13 protein-coding genes are annotated in these 16,232 nt (G+C 73.8%); 9 read left to right on the top strand and 4 right to left on the bottom strand.

Annotated features, from left to right (window positions below; all coding sequences use genetic code 11):
• Positions 1 to 71: 71 nt before the first annotated feature.
• Both QHG49_RS10790 and thiD read left to right on the top strand, forming a co-directional pair.
• Positions 72 to 1,037, top strand: a complete 966-nt coding sequence (locus QHG49_RS10790) for a thiamine-phosphate kinase (protein ID WP_159705347.1) — start codon at positions 72 to 74, stop codon at positions 1,035 to 1,037.
• Complete coding sequence (thiD, locus tag QHG49_RS10785) at positions 1,034 to 1,828, top strand: bifunctional hydroxymethylpyrimidine kinase/phosphomethylpyrimidine kinase (RefSeq protein ID WP_301489052.1); 795 nt, start codon at positions 1,034 to 1,036, stop codon at positions 1,826 to 1,828. Before QHG49_RS10790 ends, thiD begins: the two co-directional genes overlap by 4 nt.
• Positions 1,829 to 2,042: 214 nt before the next feature.
• On the opposite strand, the gene QHG49_RS10780 is transcribed toward thiD, so the two are convergent.
• Complete coding sequence (locus tag QHG49_RS10780; protein WP_301489051.1) at positions 2,043 to 2,948, bottom strand: alpha/beta hydrolase; 906 nt, start codon at positions 2,946 to 2,948, stop codon at positions 2,043 to 2,045.
• Between the two features lie 42 nt (positions 2,949 to 2,990).
• On the opposite strand from QHG49_RS10780, the gene QHG49_RS10775 reads away from it, so the two are divergent.
• Positions 2,991 to 3,467, top strand: coding sequence for a MarR family winged helix-turn-helix transcriptional regulator (locus QHG49_RS10775; RefSeq protein ID WP_301489049.1), 477 nt, complete (start codon positions 2,991 to 2,993; stop codon positions 3,465 to 3,467).
• A gap of 114 nt (positions 3,468 to 3,581) precedes the next feature.
• On the opposite strand, the gene rpmB is transcribed toward QHG49_RS10775, so the two are convergent.
• The gene (rpmB, locus tag QHG49_RS10770) at positions 3,582 to 3,767 is read right to left on the bottom strand and encodes a 50S ribosomal protein L28 (protein WP_003993230.1); all 186 of its coding nucleotides are present in this window, start codon (positions 3,765 to 3,767) and stop codon (positions 3,582 to 3,584) included.
• A 289-nt stretch (positions 3,768 to 4,056) separates the two neighbouring features.
• On the opposite strand from rpmB, the gene QHG49_RS10765 reads away from it, so the two are divergent.
• Positions 4,057 to 5,793 (top strand): DAK2 domain-containing protein, encoded by a 1,737-nt coding sequence (locus QHG49_RS10765; protein ID WP_301489047.1) that lies wholly within the window; start codon positions 4,057 to 4,059, stop codon positions 5,791 to 5,793.
• Between the two features lie 52 nt (positions 5,794 to 5,845).
• Here QHG49_RS10765 and QHG49_RS10760 read toward each other — a convergent pair whose 3' ends face one another.
• Positions 5,846 to 8,713 (bottom strand): tetratricopeptide repeat protein, encoded by a 2,868-nt coding sequence (locus tag QHG49_RS10760; RefSeq protein WP_301489045.1) that lies wholly within the window; start codon positions 8,711 to 8,713, stop codon positions 5,846 to 5,848.
• Positions 8,706 to 10,541, bottom strand: a complete 1,836-nt coding sequence (locus QHG49_RS10755) for an HSP90 family protein (protein WP_301489043.1) — start codon at positions 10,539 to 10,541, stop codon at positions 8,706 to 8,708. Before QHG49_RS10755 ends, QHG49_RS10760 begins: the two co-directional genes overlap by 8 nt.
• Before the next feature lie 201 nt (positions 10,542 to 10,742).
• Here QHG49_RS10755 and recG point away from each other — a divergent pair, with 201 nt between their 5' ends.
• The 5 genes from recG to QHG49_RS10730 all read left to right on the top strand — a co-directional run bounded on the left by recG (position 10,743) and on the right by QHG49_RS10730 (position 16,231).
• Positions 10,743 to 12,971, top strand: a complete 2,229-nt coding sequence (gene recG, locus QHG49_RS10750) for an ATP-dependent DNA helicase RecG (RefSeq protein ID WP_301489042.1) — start codon at positions 10,743 to 10,745, stop codon at positions 12,969 to 12,971.
• 106 nt (positions 12,972 to 13,077) lie between these two features.
• On the top strand, positions 13,078 to 13,665 hold the full coding sequence (gene rsmD, locus QHG49_RS10745) for a 16S rRNA (guanine(966)-N(2))-methyltransferase RsmD (protein WP_159705368.1): 588 nt from the start codon (positions 13,078 to 13,080) through the stop codon (positions 13,663 to 13,665).
• Between the two features lie 26 nt (positions 13,666 to 13,691).
• Entirely contained in the window at positions 13,692 to 14,171 is a 480-nt protein-coding gene (gene coaD, locus QHG49_RS10740; RefSeq protein ID WP_301492751.1) for a pantetheine-phosphate adenylyltransferase, read from the top strand.
• A gap of 64 nt (positions 14,172 to 14,235) precedes the next feature.
• Positions 14,236 to 15,435 (top strand): ATP synthase F0 subunit B, encoded by a 1,200-nt coding sequence (locus QHG49_RS10735; RefSeq protein WP_301489039.1) that lies wholly within the window; start codon positions 14,236 to 14,238, stop codon positions 15,433 to 15,435.
• 151 nt (positions 15,436 to 15,586) lie between these two features.
• Complete coding sequence (locus QHG49_RS10730; protein WP_301489037.1) at positions 15,587 to 16,231, top strand: DUF177 domain-containing protein; 645 nt, start codon at positions 15,587 to 15,589, stop codon at positions 16,229 to 16,231.
• Position 16,232 lies beyond the last annotated feature (1 nt).

Genomic DNA, 16,232 nt, shown 5'->3' with positions numbered 1-16,232 from the left:
ACGGTATCGGGGACACTGATGAGGCGCGAGTCAGCACGGTCAGGCGAAGGCAGAGAAGGGGAGTCAGGGACATGAAGGGCACGGTTGGTGAGCTCGGGGAATTCGGGCTCATCAGGGAGCTCACCTCCCGTCTCACCACCACTCCGGCGGTCCGTATCGGCCCGGGTGACGACGCCGCGGTGGTGGCGGCGCCGGACCGGCGGGTGGTGGCGAGCACCGACGTCCTGCTGGAGGGACGGCACTTCCGCCGCGACTGGTCCACGGCCTACGACGTGGGGCGCAAGGCGGCCGCGCAGAACCTCGCGGACATCGCCGCGATGGGCGCCGTACCCACCGCCCTGCTGCTGGGCCTGGTGGTGCCGGCCGAACTCCCGGTCAGCTGGCCGACCGAGATGATGGACGGGCTGCGCGACGAGTGCCAGGTCGCGGGCGCGGCCGTGGTCGGCGGGGATGTCGTACGGGGCGACACCATCATGGTGTCGATCACCGCGCTCGGCGATCTGCGCAACCAGGAGCCGGTGACCCGGGCCGGTGCCCAGCCCGGCGACCTGGTGGCCGTCACCGGCTGGCTGGGCTGGTCGGCGGCCGGTTACGCGGTGCTCGCCCGCGGCTTCCGCTCGCCGCGTGCCTTCGTGGAGGCCCACCGGCGCCCCGAGCCGCCGTACCACGCGGGCCCGGCCGCCGCCTCGCTCGGCGCGACCGCGATGTGCGACGTGAGCGACGGGCTGATCGCCGACCTCGGCCACATCGCCGAGGCCAGCAAGGTCCGCATCGACATCCGCTCCGGCGCGATCGACGTGCCCACGCAGATGAACGACATCGGGCAGGCCGTCGGCGTGGACCCGATGCAGTGGGTGCTGACCGGGGGAGAGGACCACGCGATCGTGGCGACCTTCCCGCCGGACACCAAGCTCCCGGCCCGCTGGAAGGTCATCGGGGAGGTCCTCAACCCCTCCGCGCTGCCGCAGGTGACGGTGGACGGGGCGCCCTGGACCAGCGCGGGCGGCTGGGACCACTTCGGGGACATAGAGTCGTGACCCCGCCCCGGGTGCTCACGGTGGCCGGCTCCGACTCCGGCGGCGGCGCCGGGATCCAGGCCGACCTCAAGACGATGCTCGCGCTCGGCGTCCACGGGATGAGCGTGCTCACCGCGGTGACCGCGCAGAACTCCCTGGGCGTGCAAGGCGTTTGGGCGCTCCCGGCCGAGGCGGTGCGCGCCCAGTACCGCAGCGTCGTGGACGACATCGGCGTACAGGCCGTGAAGACCGGCATGCTGGGCTCGGCCGAACTGGTCGAGACGGTCGCCGAGTTGATCGCCGGCACGGACGCCCCCGCCGTGGTCGACCCGGTCGGCGTCTCCAAGCACGGCGACGCGCTGCTCGCCGACTCCGCGCTGGACGCCGTGCGCACCCGGCTGCTCCCGGCGGCCACCGTGGCGACCCCCAACCTGGACGAGGTGCGTCAACTCACCGGCGTCCAGGTCGAGTCGGAGGGCGATCTGCGACGGGCCGCGGACGCGGTGCTGGCCTTCGGGCCGCGCTGGGTGCTGATCAAGGGCGGGCATCTCGCCGGTGACGCGGTGGACCTCCTGACGGACGGCACCGCCGCGGGCGAGTACCGGCTGCGCGCGCCCCGCCACGACAACCGGCACACCCATGGCACCGGCTGCACCCTCGCCTCCGCCATCGCCTCCGGGCTGGCCCGGGGCCTCACCGTCCCGGAAGCGGTCGCGGCGGCCAAGGAGTACGTCACCGGGGCGATCGCGGCGGGCTTCGCGCTGGGCGCGGGCATCGGACCGGTGGATCACGGGTGGCGGTTCAGCGCGTGAGCGGCCTCGCGCGGCGGGTGGCACGGGAGAGGTGAGCGGGGCCTTCCCGGTCGGCGTCGCGCGGGCGTGATCGTGGGACTGCGTTCGCCGGACCCGCGTCCCGGATGCTGGTCCCGCCGAACCCGCCGAACCCGCCGAACCCGCCGAACCCGCCGAACCCGCCGAACCCGTCCGAGCCGGGTCCGTGCGGTGAGCCCGCGCGCGTGTGACGAACCTACGCCGTGGCCGCGCGCAGGCGCTGATCGAGGAAGAGGGCCGCGCGGTCCAGCGCCTCGTCCGCCTCGTCCAGGTCGCCGGCGAACACCTGGAACACATGCGGCACATCGGCCGTGACGTCCAGGATCACATCGACCCCGGCGGCCCTGGCGCGCGCGGCGAGGCGGGTGGAGTCGTCCAGCAGGATCTCGTCGGTGCCCACCTGGAGCAGCATCGGCGGCAGCCCGGTCAGGTCGGCGCAGACGGCCGGGCTGAGCAGCGGCTGGCGCGGATCGGCGCCCGCGAGGTACATCACCCCGGTGTGCTCGACGGACGCGCGGGTGAAGAACGGGTCGACGCCCGCCTTGGTCTCGATGCTCTCGCCGGTGCGGGTCGCGTCCAGTCCCGGGGAGAACGCCAGGAGCGCGGCGGGCAGCGGCAGGCCCGCGTCCCGGGCGGCCAGGCAGGTGGTGACGGCGAGGCCGCCGCCCGCCGAGTCCCCGGCGAACACCACGGCCGAGGGGTCGGCACCGCCGTCGAGGAGCGCGCGGTAGGCACCGAGCGTGTCCTCGATCGCGGCCGGGAACGGGTGCTCGGGGGCCAGCCGGTAGTCCACCGAGTACGCCGTGCGGCCGGTCCTCGTCACGAGGTGCCCGGTCACCGCCAGCGAGGCCTCGGGTGAGCCGCTCACCCAGCCGCCGCCGTGGAAGTACAGGATCGTCCCGGCGCGCGGACGCTCCTCGGGTGCCACACGCAGCGCCGGCCGGCCGCCGAGCGCGGTCCGTGTCGTACGGATGCCGCCGGGCACGGTCATCGTGCTCATCAGCGCCTCGAACCCGGTCCGGATCTCCGCGATCCCCCGGGGCCCCTCGGGACGCGGCTGTCGCAGCATGGCGCCGATCCGGGCGCGCTGTTCCTTGCTCATGGATGCTCCCCGTCGTCGATGAATTCCCCTACACTATATGCCATGGCATATAAAACAACCGGGGACACCGCCGGGCTCCTGGATCTCTTCTCCGACCTGGTGCGCTGCGAGACGCGGCTGTACAACGCCCTCAACGACCGGCTCCGCGAGCGGCACGGGATCGTCACCTCGCAGTTCGAGTTCCTGCGCCATCTGCGCGACCACGAGGGGGCGCGGGTGGCGGATCTCGCGGCGGAGTTCGCGATCGGCATCGGGGCGACGAGCAAGGGCGTCGACCGGCTGGAGAAGCAGGGCTGGGTGGTCCGGACGCCGAATCCGGCCGACCGCCGCTCCTCCCTGCTGGCGCTGACCGAGGACGGCGCGGAACTCGTCGGCGCGGCGGAGGGGACGTTCGGCGCGACGCTGGCCGAACTGATCGGCGGGGCGCTCGACGCCGCTTCGGCGGCGGCGCTCGGGCAGGCCCTCTCAAGGCTGCGTTCCGCCCTCGAACACCGGCAGGTCGGCATGCCGACGGGGTGATGTGGGGGCCCTGTCTCAGGGCCGGTTTCCGGGTACGGCAAAAAGCCGGTCCATCCTGAGATGGACCGGCTCAGTGCAGCGAACCAGCAAGTGGCCGCGCGCTCAGCTGTAGCGTCAGCGCGAGACCTTGCCGGCCTTGATGCACGAGGTGCAAGCGTTCACGCGCTTCGGCGTCCCGCCCACCACGGTACGCACACGCTGGATGTTCGGGTTCCAGCGGCGGGACGTACGGCGGTGCGAGTGCGAGATGTTGTTGCCGAAGCCCGGCCCCTTGCCGCAGACGTCGCAGTTGGCAGCCACGGGTCACTCCAAAGACTTCAGATGCACTTACGGATAATCCCGGCAGGCCGGGATCGAGATCGTACGACCTGAGATCTGGTTGGCGTTGCCAGGGGGAGAGCCCGATGAGATCGGGCAACCGGAGCAGCATAGCAAGCCTGCGTCGGTAGAGCGAAACTACCATGGTCGCGAGGGGTCCCGCCCCCGGCCCGCCCCCGGCCCGCCCCCGGCCCGCCCCCGGCCCGCTTCCGGTGGGCACCGCCCCGGGGTCTACGCTGCGACCACGTCAAGCAGGCTCAGGGAGGCGCAGGTGGCGCAGGTGCCGCAGACATTCCTCGATGGTCTCGCGGTGCGCACCTGGTGCGGTCTGGCCCTGCGCGCCCTGGGCCGGGCGCGCGAGGAGATCGACGCGATCAACGTCTATCCGGTGGCCGACGGCGACACCGGGACCAACCTCTATCTGACCCTGGAGTCCGCCGCGACGGCCGTGGAGGCCGTGTTCGCCGGGTACGAGACGCAGCCCGCCGGTCCCGCCCTCGCGGACGCGGTGCGCGCGATGGCCCACGGGGCGCTCATCGGCGCCCGGGGCAACTCCGGCACGATCCTCGCGCAGCTGCTGCGCGGCATGGCCCAGGTGCTCGCGGCGGACGGCGCCGGGCCGCGCTGCGACGGGCCAACGCTGCGGCGCGCCCTGCGCCGGGCCGCCGACTCCGCCCGGCAGGCGGTGGCGCATCCCGTCGAGGGCACGGTGCTGACGGTCGCCTCGGCCGCCGCCGACGCGGCCGAGCGGGCGGACGGCGACTGCGGGACGGTCGCCCGTGCCGCCCACGAGGGCGCCCGCGCGGCCCTGGCCGGGACCCCCGCCCAGCTGGGCGTCCTGGCGCGGGCCGGGGTGGTCGACGCGGGGGGCAGCGGTCTGGTGGCGGTGCTCGGCGCGCTGGTGGAGGCGTGCACGGGGGAGGCGGTGGAAGCCGTACCGGACCGGGCGGACCCGGCGCCGAAAGCCCCGTCCGAAGCCGAAGCCGAAGCCGAAGCCGAGGCCGGAGCGCGAGCCGAACCCGGAACTGGAGCCGACCCCGACCCCGACCCCGCCCCCGATGCCGGTGCCTGTGCCGCCGAGGACGGTGGACCCGCCTTCGAGGTGATCTACCTCCTGGAGGCCGACGACACCGCCGTGGCCCGGCTGCGCACCCGGCTCGACGCGCTCGGCGACTCCCTGGTCGTCGTCGGCGGCGACGGGCTGTGGAACGTCCATGTGCACGTGGACGACGCGGGTGCCGCCGTGGAGGCGGGCGTGGAGGCCGGACGCCCGTACCGGATCAGGATCACGCACTTCGGGCGCGGCGACGTGCACACCGGGGGGCCGCGTCCCCCGCGCGAGCGGGCCCAGCGGGCCGTGGTGGCCGTCGTACCGGGTCAGGGCCTCGCCGAGCTGTACGCCGAGGCGGGCGCGACCACCGTGCTCGCACGCCCCGGGGAGCCGCCCGCGAGCGGGGAACTGCTGGCGGCGGTACGACGGGCCCACGCGCGCGAGGTCGTGCTGCTGCCCAACGACGCCGAGCTGCGCGACACCGCGGCCGCGGCGGCCGAGCAGGCCCGTGCCGAGGGCGTCCGGGTGGCGCTGATCCCGACCCGCTCGGCGGTGCAGGGCATCGCGGCGCTCGCGGTGTCCGAGCCGGGCCGCCGGTTCGACGAGGACGTCGTCCAGATGACCTCGGCCGCGGGCGCCACCCGCTACGCGGAGGTCGTCGTCGCCGAGCACCGGTCCTGGACGACGGCCGGGATCTGCCAGGCCGGGGATGTGCTCGGGCTGATCGACGGCGACGTGGCGGTGATCGGGTCGGACGTCACCGCCACCGCCGGGACCGTCCTGGACCGGATGCTCCAGGCCGGCGGGGAACTGGTCACCCTCGTCGTCGGCGACGAGGCCCCCGAGGCCGTCGCCGCCCGTCTGGAGGCCCGGGTACGGGAGTCCTACCTGGCCGTCGACACGGTGGCCTACCGGGGCGGCCACCAGGGAGCGCTGCTGCTCATCGGCGTGGAGTGACCGGGCCGCCCCGGCCCGCCTCGGTGTCCCGCGAGCGCGCCGCGCCCCCGGCTCACTCCGTGCTGCCGAGCACCCGTGCGGCCTCCGCGCGCCGCGACCGGACCGTCTCGTCCGACTCGTCCGCGTTCTCGTAGGCGGCCAGTACGGCGTGGGCGCGGGCTATCGCCTCCTCGGAGCGGCCCTGTTCGGCCGCCAGGTCGGCCGCCGTGAGTTCGGCGGCGGTGCGGTCGTGCACAGCGGCCGGGCCGAGGGAGCCGAACAGGGTGATCGCCCGCTCGAAGCGGGCCGCCGCGCCCGCGCCCCCGGCTCCGGCGAGGAGGTCGCCGAACTGGCGGTGCGTCTGGGCCAGTTCATGGGTCAGGCTGCTCAGGGAACGGGAGTCGGCCGCGTTCTTCCGTGCCTGCTCGCACTCCTGCACGGCCTCGTCCATCAGCCCCTCGGCCGCCGCCGTACCGGAGTCCTCGCGCAGCGCCAGCCACGCGCGGGCCCGCAGGGAGCGGACCAGGAGACGGGTGTCGCCGAGGGAGCGCCACAGCTCGCCCGCGCGGGCGTACGCCCGGTCGGCCTCCGCCACCAGGCCCGCGGCGTCCAGGGAGTCGGCGGCGAGGTGCGCGAGCGTGGCGTGGTCGCGCTGCTCGGGCCAGTGCCGGGCGATGTCGGCGGCCAGCAGCCGCTGCTCGGCCGCCGCCCGGTGCTCGCCCAGCTCCTCCAGGCAGTCCCCGAGCCACCAGCGGGCCTGTACGACGGCCTCGTCGCCGTGCGCCCCGGTGCGCAGGTCGGCCAGCGCCGACTCCAGCACCTCGGCCGCCTCCGCGCACCGCCCCTGCCGCAGCAGATAGCCGCCCAGCCGCTGCCGCGCCCAGGCCCCCGCCGTGCCGGACTCCCCGGCCTCGTCCGCCCGGTGCGTGGCCCGGAGCGCGTGCTCCGCGGCCCCGGCGACATCACCGCGCGCGGCGGTCAACTCGGCTATTCGAAGGTGCAGTTGAACCTGTCCGGCCGGTTCCACGTACGGGCCGCCGTGTTCCAGCGCCGCCCGCAGCGCCCGCTCGGCCCCCTCCCGGTCGCCGGCCTCCTCGGCCAGTGCGGCGACCTGGACCTCGTACTCCACCGCACACCACGGCAGCCCGGCGCGCACGTACGCCGCGGACGCCCGCCGGAGCAGTTCCGCCGCCCCCGCGCCGTCCCCGGCGGCCCCCGCCAGCTCGGCGAGCATCCCCCAGGCCTCGGCGACCCGCGCCGCCAGCCGCACGTCCCCCTCGTCCCGCGTGCCGTGCCCCTCGATCAGGGCCGGCACCTCGCGCACGGCGGCCTCCGCGTCCTTCGCGGGGCCCGCGCCGGTGCGCGCCCGGTGCATCAGGATCCGGGCCCTGCTCATCAGGACCGACGCGGTCTGCCGTACCCCGGTGGCCCCGGCCGCGTACAGCGCGCGGACCTCCTCGGACAGGCCGGTCACCCGGGCCAGGGCGGTGCCCGTCTCGCCCCGCAGCGCGCGGAAGTAGGCGCCCCGGGCCCGCGCCGCCAGGGCCTCGCCGGGGTCGCCCGCCGCCGCGTACAGCTCGGCCGCCCGCTCGAACAGCTCGGCGCCCTCGGGGCCCCGGGACATCGCCTCGTGGTCGGCGGCCGACGCCCGGTCCGCCGGGGCGAGTTCACCGTCACCGGCGGCCCGCGCCACCGCGGCCCAGGCGTCCAGCGCCTCCGGGCGCAGGGTGTCCGCGAGCCGGTGCGCCTCGGCGAGGAGCGCGGGCAGGGACGTTTCGGCGGCCGGTGCCGGCGGGGGAGCGGCCACCGGGGCGGCGGGCGCCATGCGCGAGGTGCGGACACCCAGCGGCAGCCGGTCCGCCAGTGGCCGCCGGGCTATCCGCGCCCGCGTCCGGTCGCCGACGTGCGACGTGCCGTTGCGCGCGTCGAACCGCTCGGCCAGCGCCAGCGCCTCCGTGCGGGCGTGGGCCGCGAGGTCCCGTGCCGTCCAGGCGCGCCCGGCGGGGCCCGGCACCGGCTCCTCGCCGAGACCCAGCTCGGTCAGGCGCTCGGTCAGCAGCGCCACCACGGCCAGGAAGTCCAGCCGGCTGCGCGGTTGCCCGGTGTCCGTGAAGTAGGCGGGCCGCTCGGCCAGCAGTTCGAGACCGCGCGCCTCGTTGCCGGTCAGCGCGCAGAACTCCACGTGCTCGGCGTACGCGGCCCGCATGCTCTCCATGGGCCGCACCAGCCGCAGCCCCCGCAGATGGTGTGCCCGAGCCTCCTCGGCGCGGTCCAGCCGCAGCAGCGGGACCAGGGAGGCGGCGAGCACCAAGTGCGGCTCGTGCGCACAGCTGAACTCGCCCTCCAGCACCGGCCGCCACGAGGTGAGCGCCTGCGCGTCCCGGCCCCGCTCCACCTGCCACAGGCCCTGCCCGTACAGCTCGCAGGCATGGCAGTCGGCCATCTCGTCCCGGTCGGCGGCCAGCCACGCGGCGTACGCCCGCTCCGCCCGCGCCAGATCCCCGATGTGCGCCGCCACACTGAACTCCGCGCCGCGCACGGCCCGTTCGGAGTACCCGGCGAGCCGGTAGCGGTGCTCCATCTCGCCCAGCCACTTCTCGACCGAGGCGAGCGGGATGTGCGGCTGGTCCAGCATGCCCGCCGACATCCACTTGAAGACCCAGTGCAGCGAGTGCGTCTCGTACGCGTCGAAGTCCCCGGGCCGCTCGTCCCACAGGCGCAGCAGCCGCGCGAAGGGGACGAACATCTTGTCCTTCTCGGAGCTGTAGTTGTAGACGCTCAACTGGTGGCCGAGCGCCTCGATCACGGCCAGCGGGATCTCCAACCCCTCGGCCGCCGCCAGCAGTTGCTCCGCACGGGCGTTGCGCGCCGGGCCCTCGGGCTGCTCGGCGTTCTCCGCCAGCGCCCGGCGCAGCGCCGTGAGGCCGGTGATCTCAGTCATCGGCCGTCCCCCGCGTCGCCCACTCCAGCAGATCGATGAACGCCCGGTTCAGCAGCGCGGAGTCCGTGGGCCGCAGCGGGCGCTGCGCCATCAGCAGCGCCTGCCCGTACAGCGACTCGACCGCGGTGCCGATCAGTTCCGCGTCGTCCAGTGCACTCACCCTGCGGATCAGTGGGTTGAGATGGTTGAGCACCAGCCGGGCGCGGGGCGCGCCGCCGCGCAGCGAACCCAGGATGCCCGCCCACAGATCGTCCGCCTGCTCCTCGGCCGCCGCGCGGGCCTGCTCGTGCCGGGCCGACCGGTCGTCCAGGTGCAGCGCGGGCACCGACAACGGATGGAAGGCGCGCAGCACCACATCGCAGCCCAGCGGGTCCAGCTTCGCCCGCGCCGCCGCCAGGAACCCGGTGAGCAGCAGCTCCACGCCCGGGTCGACGCCGTCCAGATGCGCGGTCACGGTGTCCGCGTCCAGCTCGGCGACCACCGTCCCCGGCCGCACCGACGGCAGCGCCTCGATCAGCTCGCTGTCGTACGTGTAACCGCCGTTGACCACGCCCACGCCCTGCGCCGAGGCGATCGCCGCGACCTGCCGGTACTCCTCGACACCGCGGGTGAAGTGCACCACCGGGTGCCGGCGCGCGAACTCCGCCAGCGACACCTGCCCGTCGGTCGTCTCGAACGGCAGCCACGGCAGCATCGTGCGCAGCATCTCGTGGTCGTGCCGCGCCAGCGACTTGACCCCGAGGTGGTGCACGGCGAGGAACGCCGCGAGCCGCTCCGGGTCACCGGCCGCGAGCCCGGTCAGCCAGTCGCGGATCCGCTCGCCGAGCGCCTCCCGCACGGCGGCCAGCGTCTCGTCCTCGTAGAGCGACTCGCGGGAGGCGGTGGGCCGCAGGCTGTCGGTGTCCAGCACACAGCGCACGAAGAACGCCCAGTCGGGCAGCAGCTGTTCGGCCCGCTCGGTCAGCAGCATGCCCTTGAGGTGCACCCGGTGCGCCGCCCGCTGCGCCGGGCTCACCGCCGACGGCAGCACATGGGCCACCCCGCGGATCCCGGCCAGCGGCACGTCCAGGTCGATCGAGTCCAGCGGGGTGAACCCGAACAGCCCGTGGCAGTGCCGGGCCAGCGCCGCCCGGCGCGCGCCGGGGCTCGGATACGGCCGGTCCCAGGGCGCGGGCAGCTCGGTGATCCGCTCCTCGCCCACCCGGACGTCGTACGGCAGCAGCGCCCCGAAGTCCCGGGCCAGCGCGCGCACCCGCTCCGGCGCCAGCCACTCGGCCGCCCCGGGCCGGGGCGTCAGCTGCACCGTCGTACCGGGCTCGGGCCGCGCCGTGCCGGGCAGTGTCCGCACGGTGTACGACCCGTCGTCACGCGCCGTCCACTCCACCGGGGGCGCGTTCGGGGTGCGGGCGCTGCGGCTGACGACGCGGATCCGCTCGGCGACGACGAAGCAGGCGAGCAGGCCGATGCCGAACTGGCCGAGGAAGCCGGAGCGGGCCTCCTGGAGTCCCTCGGCCCGCTTGGAGCTGCGCCCGATGGTCGCCAGCAGTTCGTGCACGTCCGACTCGGTGAGCCCGATGCCGCTGTCCTCCACGCGCAGGCCGCCGTCCGCCGGGTGCAGCCGGACCAGCGCCGGGGCGTCGGGCGCGAGGGCCCGCCGGGCGGTGACGGCGTCCACGGCGTTCTGGAGCAGCTCGCGCAGGTAGACCTTCGGACTGGAGTAGAGGTGATGGGAGAGGAGATCTACCAGACCGCGCAGATCGACCTGGAACGTATGGGGTGGAAGAGGCGACTGGGCGGACTGGGATGACTCTGAGGTCTGGGAATCCATCGTCACTGCGCCGAAGGGGGAGGACGCGGCGCGGGGTCGGGCGGTCCCGCAGCGAAGGGCGGTGACCGCGAAGGACGGCCGGAACGCGCCATCCTAGGGCCCCGGCCACCGGGCCGACCAGGGGTTTCCGGGATCCGTACGGCATCCTGCGACGAACCCGCAGGGCAGGCGTCTGCGGCATTGTCAGTGCGGTGGTGTGCAATGGATCTCGTGCCCGCACTGGAAGAACCACTGAAACAGCCACTGAAGTCAGTGCTCGGCCCCGCCACCGCGAAGGTGATGGCCGAGCACCTCGGCCTGCACACCGTCGGCGACCTCCTGCACCACTACCCGCGCAGGTACGAGGAGCGCGGCCAGCTCACCCACCTCGCCGACCTCCCCATGGACGAGCACGTCACCGTGGTCGCCCAGGTCGCCGACGCCCGCCTGCACTCCTTCGCCTCCTCCCGGGCGCCCCGCGGCAAGGGCCAGCGCCTGGAGGTCACCATCACCGACGGCAGCGGCCGCCTCCAGCTGGTCTTCTTCGGCAACGGCGTGCACAAGCCGCACAAGGACCTGCTGCCCGGCACCCGCGCGATGTTCGCCGGCAAGGTCTCCGTCTTCAACCACCGCCTCCAGCTCGCCCACCCCGCCTACGAGTTGCTGCGCGGCGACGGCGAGGAGACCGCCGAGACCTGGGCGGGCGCCCTGATCCCGCTCTACCCGGCCACCGCCAAACTGGAGTCCTGGAAGATCGGCAAGGCGGTGCAGACGGTCCTGCCCGCCGCCCAGGAGGCCCTCGACCCGCTGCCGCCCGCCCTGCGCGAGGGCCGGGGGCTGCTCCCGCTCCCCGAGGCCCTGCTCAAGATCCACCGCCCGGCCACCAAGGCCGACATCGCGGACGCCCGCGCCCGCCTCAAATGGGACGAGGCGTTCGTCCTCCAGGTCGCCCTGGCCCGCCGCCGGTACGCGGACGCCCAGCTCCCGGCGGTCGCCCGCCGCCCGCGGGCCGACGGCCTCCTGGCCGCCTTCGACGACCGGCTGCCGTTCACCCTCACCGAGGGCCAGCGGAAGGTCTCCCGCGAGATCTTCGCCGACCTCGCCACCGAACACCCCATGCACCGGCTCCTCCAGGGCGAGGTCGGCAGCGGCAAGACGCTGGTCGCCCTGCGCGCCATGCTCGCCGTGGTCGACGCGGGCGGCCAGGCCGCCATGCTCGCGCCCACCGAGGTGCTGGCCCAGCAGCACCACCGGTCGGTCACCGAGATGATGGGCGACCTCGCCGAGGGCGGCATGCTGGGCGGCACCGAGCACGCCACCAAGGTGGTGCTGCTCACCGGCTCCATGGGCGCCGCGGCCCGCCGCAAGGCCCTGCTCGACCTGGCCACCGGCGAGGCCGGCATCGTCATCGGCACCCACGCCCTGATCGAGGACAAGGTCCAGTTCCACGACCTCGGCCTGGTCGTCGTGGACGAACAGCACCGCTTCGGCGTGGAGCAGCGCGACGCCCTGCGCGGCAAGGGCAGACAGCCCCCGCACCTCCTGGTCATGACGGCCACCCCGATCCCGCGCACGGTCGCCATGACCGTCTTCGGCGACCTGGAGACCTCCGTCCTCGACCAGCTCCCGGCGGGCCGCTCCCCGATCGCCAGCCATGTCGTCCCGGCCGCCGACAAACCCCACTTCCTGGCCCGCGCCTGGGAGCGGGTGCGGGAAGAGGTGGAGAACGGCCATCAGGCGTACGTCGTCTGCCCCCGCATCGGGGACGACATCGAGGAGGCGGCCGACCCGAAGAAGGCCGCCAAGAAGAAGTCCGCCGAGGACGAGGCCGAGAAGCGCCCCCCGCTCGCCGTCCTCGACGTGGCCGACCACCTGGCCAAGGGCCCCCTCCAGGGCCTGCGGGTCGAGGTGCTGCACGGCAGGATGCACCCCGACGACAAGGACGCCGTGATGCGCCGCTTCGCCGCGGGCGAGGCCGACGTCCTGGTCGCCACCACGGTCATCGAGGTCGGCGTGAACGTCCCGAACGCCACCGCGATGGTCATCATGGACGCCGACCGCTTCGGCGTCTCCCAGCTCCACCAGCTGCGCGGCCGCGTGGGCCGCGGCTCCGCGCCCGGCCTGTGCCTGCTGGTCTCCGAGATGCCCGAGGCGAGCGCCGCCCGCCAGCGGCTGAACGCGGTCGCCGCCACCCTCGACGGCTTCGAGCTCTCCCGCATCGACCTCGAACAGCGCCGCGAGGGCGATGTCCTCGGCCAGGCCCAGTCCGGTGCCCGCTCCAGCCTGCGCGTCCTGGAGGTCATCGAGGACGAGGAGGTCATCGGCGAGGCACGGAGCGAGGCGATGGCCCTGGTGACGGCGAACCCGGACCTGGACCATCTGCCGGGCCTGCGGACAGCGCTGGACGCGCTGCTGGACGAGGAGAGGGAGCAGTACCTGGAGAAGGGCTGAGGTGCGCCTGCCCAGGAGCGCGGGGCCGTGTCGGACGTGCGGCTGCCGCCGCACGGCGCGACCAGCCACAATGAACGCGGTAACCACCCACGACGAAGGACCACACATGACCCGCGTGATCGCCGGCGCAGCCGGCGGACGCCGCCTGGCAGTCCCGCCGGGAACCGGCACCCGGCCGACCTCCGACCGCGCACGCGAAGGTCTCTTCTCCACCTGGCAGTCCCTCCTCGGCGGCCCCCTGGCGGGCGAGCGCGTCCTCGACCTCTACGCCGGCTCCGGCGCCGTCGGCCTGGAGGCCCTCTCCCGAGGCGCGGGCCACACCCTCCTCGTGGAGGCCGACGCCCGCGCCGCCCGGACCGTCCGCGAGAACGTGAAGAACCTGGGCCTTCCCGGCGCCGAGGTCAGAGCGGGCAAAGCCGAACAAGTCATCAGGACCGCGCCCCCCGCCGCCCCCTACGACCTGGTCTTCCTGGATCCCCCCTACGCCGTCACCGACGACGATCTTCGCGAGATTCTCCTCACACTCCGCTCGGAGGGGTGGCTCGGGGAGGACGCGCTGGTCACCGTGGAGCGCAGCACCAGAGGCGGTGAATTCCGGTGGCCGGACGGCTTCGAGGCGATCCGGTCCCGTCGCTACGGCGAGGGAACGTTTTGGTACGGTCGCGCCGCCTCTACGTGCGAAGACGCACGATGACCGGACCGGAGAGCGAGGGATCACAAGTGCGCCGCGCCGTCTGTCCCGGGTCGTTCGACCCGATCACCAATGGACATCTCGACATCATCGCCCGAGCCTCCCGGCTGTACGACGAGGTCTACGTCGCGGTGATGATCAACCAGTCCAAGAAGGGCCTGTTCGAGGTCGGCGAGCGGATCGAGCTGATCCGCGCGGTCACCTCGGAGTTCGCCAACGTACGGGTCGAGACCCACCACGGCCTTCTCGTGGACTACTGCAAGCAGCGCGACATCCCCGCCATCGTCAAGGGCCTGCGCGCCGTCAGCGACTTCGACTACGAACTCCAGATGGCGCAGATGAACAACGGCCTCACCGGCGTCGAGACGCTGTTCGTGCCGACCAACCCCACCTACAGCTTCCTGTCCTCCTCGCTCGTCAGGGAGGTCGCGGCCTGGGGCGGCGACGTCTCCCACCTGGTGCCGCCGCAGGTCCTCGCCGCTCTCAACAGGCGGCTGCGCAAGGACTGATGGGACTTGGGACTACAGTCGTCCCGTCCGTCTCCGATCCGGCTGTAGGAAGTGGCGAGCACAGGTGGACGTGCAGAAGAAGCTCGACGAGATCGTCTCCGCGGTCGCCGGCGCGCGGGCCATGCCCATGTCGGCGTCCTGCGTGATCAACCGCGCCGACCTGCTCGCGATGCTGGAAGAGGTGCGCCAGGCCCTGCCCGGCTCCCTCGCGCAGGCGCAGGAGCTGATCGGCGACCGGGAGCAGATGGTCGAGCAGGCCCGCCAGGAGGCCGAGCGGATCATCGAGACCGCGCACGCCGAACGCGGCTCGCTGGTCTCCGGCACCGAGGTCGCCCGCCGCTCCCAGGCCGAGGCCGACCGGATCCTCGCCGAGGCCCGCAGCGAGGCCGAGGAGGTGCGCGCCGAGGCCGACGACTACGTCGACTCCAAGCTCGCCAACTTCGAGGTCGTCCTCACCAAGACCCTGGGCTCGGTCGGCCGCGGCCGCGAGAAGCTCCTTGGCACCGGTCCGGGCCTGGACGAGAACGGCTACGAGGACGAGGACGCCCCCGAGCGCAGTCCGGACCCCGAGACCCTGCGGCACAGCGCCGACGCGTACGTGGACACCAAGCTGGGCGCCTTCGAGGCGGTGCTCGCCAAGACCCTGGAGGCGGTCGGCCGCGGCCGGCAGAAGCTGCACGGCCGGATCGCCACCGACGACCTCGGCGCCCTCGCCGACGACACCACGACCTTCCAGCACTCCAGCGACGCCGACTACCTCGCCGACCTGGCCGCCCTCGCGGACGCCCCGGCCGCGCGCCCGGCGGCCCAGCGGGACAAACCGTCGTACGAGCCCCGCACGGAGCGGCCCGCGTACGAACCGGCGGCCGAGTCCGGGTACGACCGGCAGCCGGAGCAGCCGGGGTACGACCAGCAGCCGGAGCAGCCCGGGTACGACCGGCAGCCCGAGCAGCCGTCGTACGAGCCGCAGCCCGCCTACGGCGCCTACGACCAGCAGCAGGCCGCCTACCCCGGCTTCCCGCAGCAGGCCGCCTACGGTGGCCAGGACCCGTACGGCTATCCGCAGCAGGCCGACCCCTATACGTACCAGAGCGGCTACGTCCAGCAGGGCGGCTACGAGCCTCAGCAGCAACAGCCGCCCCAGGCGTCGCAGCAGTCCCAGCCGCAGCAGGACTACGCTCTGGACGAGACCAGTCTCTTCGACACCGGCATGATCAGCGCGGAGCAGCTGCGGGCGTACGAGCAGGGCCGCGGTTCCCGCTGACGGGGCCGGATTGGGCCCTGGGCGCAAGGTCCAGTATCCTGGCTCTTCGGTCGCGCGTGCCCTGACGCTCGCGTACGGAATTGCCCGCGACCACACTGCCCGGAAACACCGACGGGCGGTGTCCCTTCGAGTACGTAGATCGAAAGCAGGAATGGCTTCCAACGCCCGCCTCGACCACCGCAACCCCCTCGTGTTCGACACTCACGAGCTGGGTCGGCGTCCTGGTGCGCTGCAGCGCCTGACCCGTGAGATCGACGCCCCCGCGGATCTCGGCATCCCGGGAGTCATCGAGGTGCCGGAAGGCGCCCCGGTGGAACTCGGCCTCCGGCTTGAGTCGGTCATGGAAGGGGTGCTTGTCACAGGCACCGCCCGTGCCACGGCCAAGGGGGAGTGCGTAAGGTGTCTGGAGCCGGTCGAGCTGAAGCTCGAAGCGGACTTCCAGGAGATGTTCTCGTACCCTGACGCCGACGACCGGGGCCGCGTGATCGCGGAACCGGGCGACGACGCCGAGGACGACGAGGACAGGCTCTTCATCGAGGACGGTCTTTTCGACCTCGAGCCTGTGCTGCGCGATGCGGTGGTGCTCGCACTGCCGATGCAGCCGGTGTGCCAGGAAGACTGCCCGGGTCTGTGCTCCGAGTGCGGAGCCCGGCTCGCGGACGACCCGGAACACCATCATGACGCCGTCGACATCCGTTGGGCGGCTTTGCAGGGACTCGCCGGCACCACGACGGACGGCGAGAAGGACGAGATGAGCGGCGCCGAAGCGGGCGTCGACGAGAAGCAGGAGAAGTAGC

Origin of the sequence: Streptomyces sp. WP-1 (assembly GCF_030450125.1) — a bacterium.
GTDB classification, from domain to species: Bacteria; Actinomycetota; Actinomycetes; order Streptomycetales; family Streptomycetaceae; genus Streptomyces; species Streptomyces incarnatus.
Note: the sequence above shows the minus strand (reverse complement) of the source record. Positions and strands in the feature narration are given on the sequence as shown.

Bases quoted from the DNA above. Each gene is read 5' to 3' on its own strand.
- QHG49_RS10760 (WP_301489045.1), bottom strand. From the start codon at position 8,713: ATGACTGAGATCACCGGCCTCACGGCGCTGCGCCGGGCGCTGGCGGAG.
- recG (WP_301489042.1), top strand. From the start codon at position 10,743: ATGGATCTCGTGCCCGCACTGGAAGAACCACTGAAACAGCCACTGAAG.
- QHG49_RS10730 (WP_301489037.1), top strand. From the start codon at position 15,587: ATGGCTTCCAACGCCCGCCTCGACCACCGCAACCCCCTCGTGTTCGAC.
- QHG49_RS10775 (WP_301489049.1), top strand. From the start codon at position 2,991: ATGGCATATAAAACAACCGGGGACACCGCCGGGCTCCTGGATCTCTTC.
- QHG49_RS10755 (WP_301489043.1), bottom strand. From the start codon at position 10,541: ATGGATTCCCAGACCTCAGAGTCATCCCAGTCCGCCCAGTCGCCTCTT.
- QHG49_RS10780 (WP_301489051.1), bottom strand. From the start codon at position 2,948: ATGAGCAAGGAACAGCGCGCCCGGATCGGCGCCATGCTGCGACAGCCG.
- QHG49_RS10790 (WP_159705347.1), top strand. From the start codon at position 72: ATGAAGGGCACGGTTGGTGAGCTCGGGGAATTCGGGCTCATCAGGGAG.
- rsmD (WP_159705368.1), top strand. From the start codon at position 13,078: ATGACCCGCGTGATCGCCGGCGCAGCCGGCGGACGCCGCCTGGCAGTC.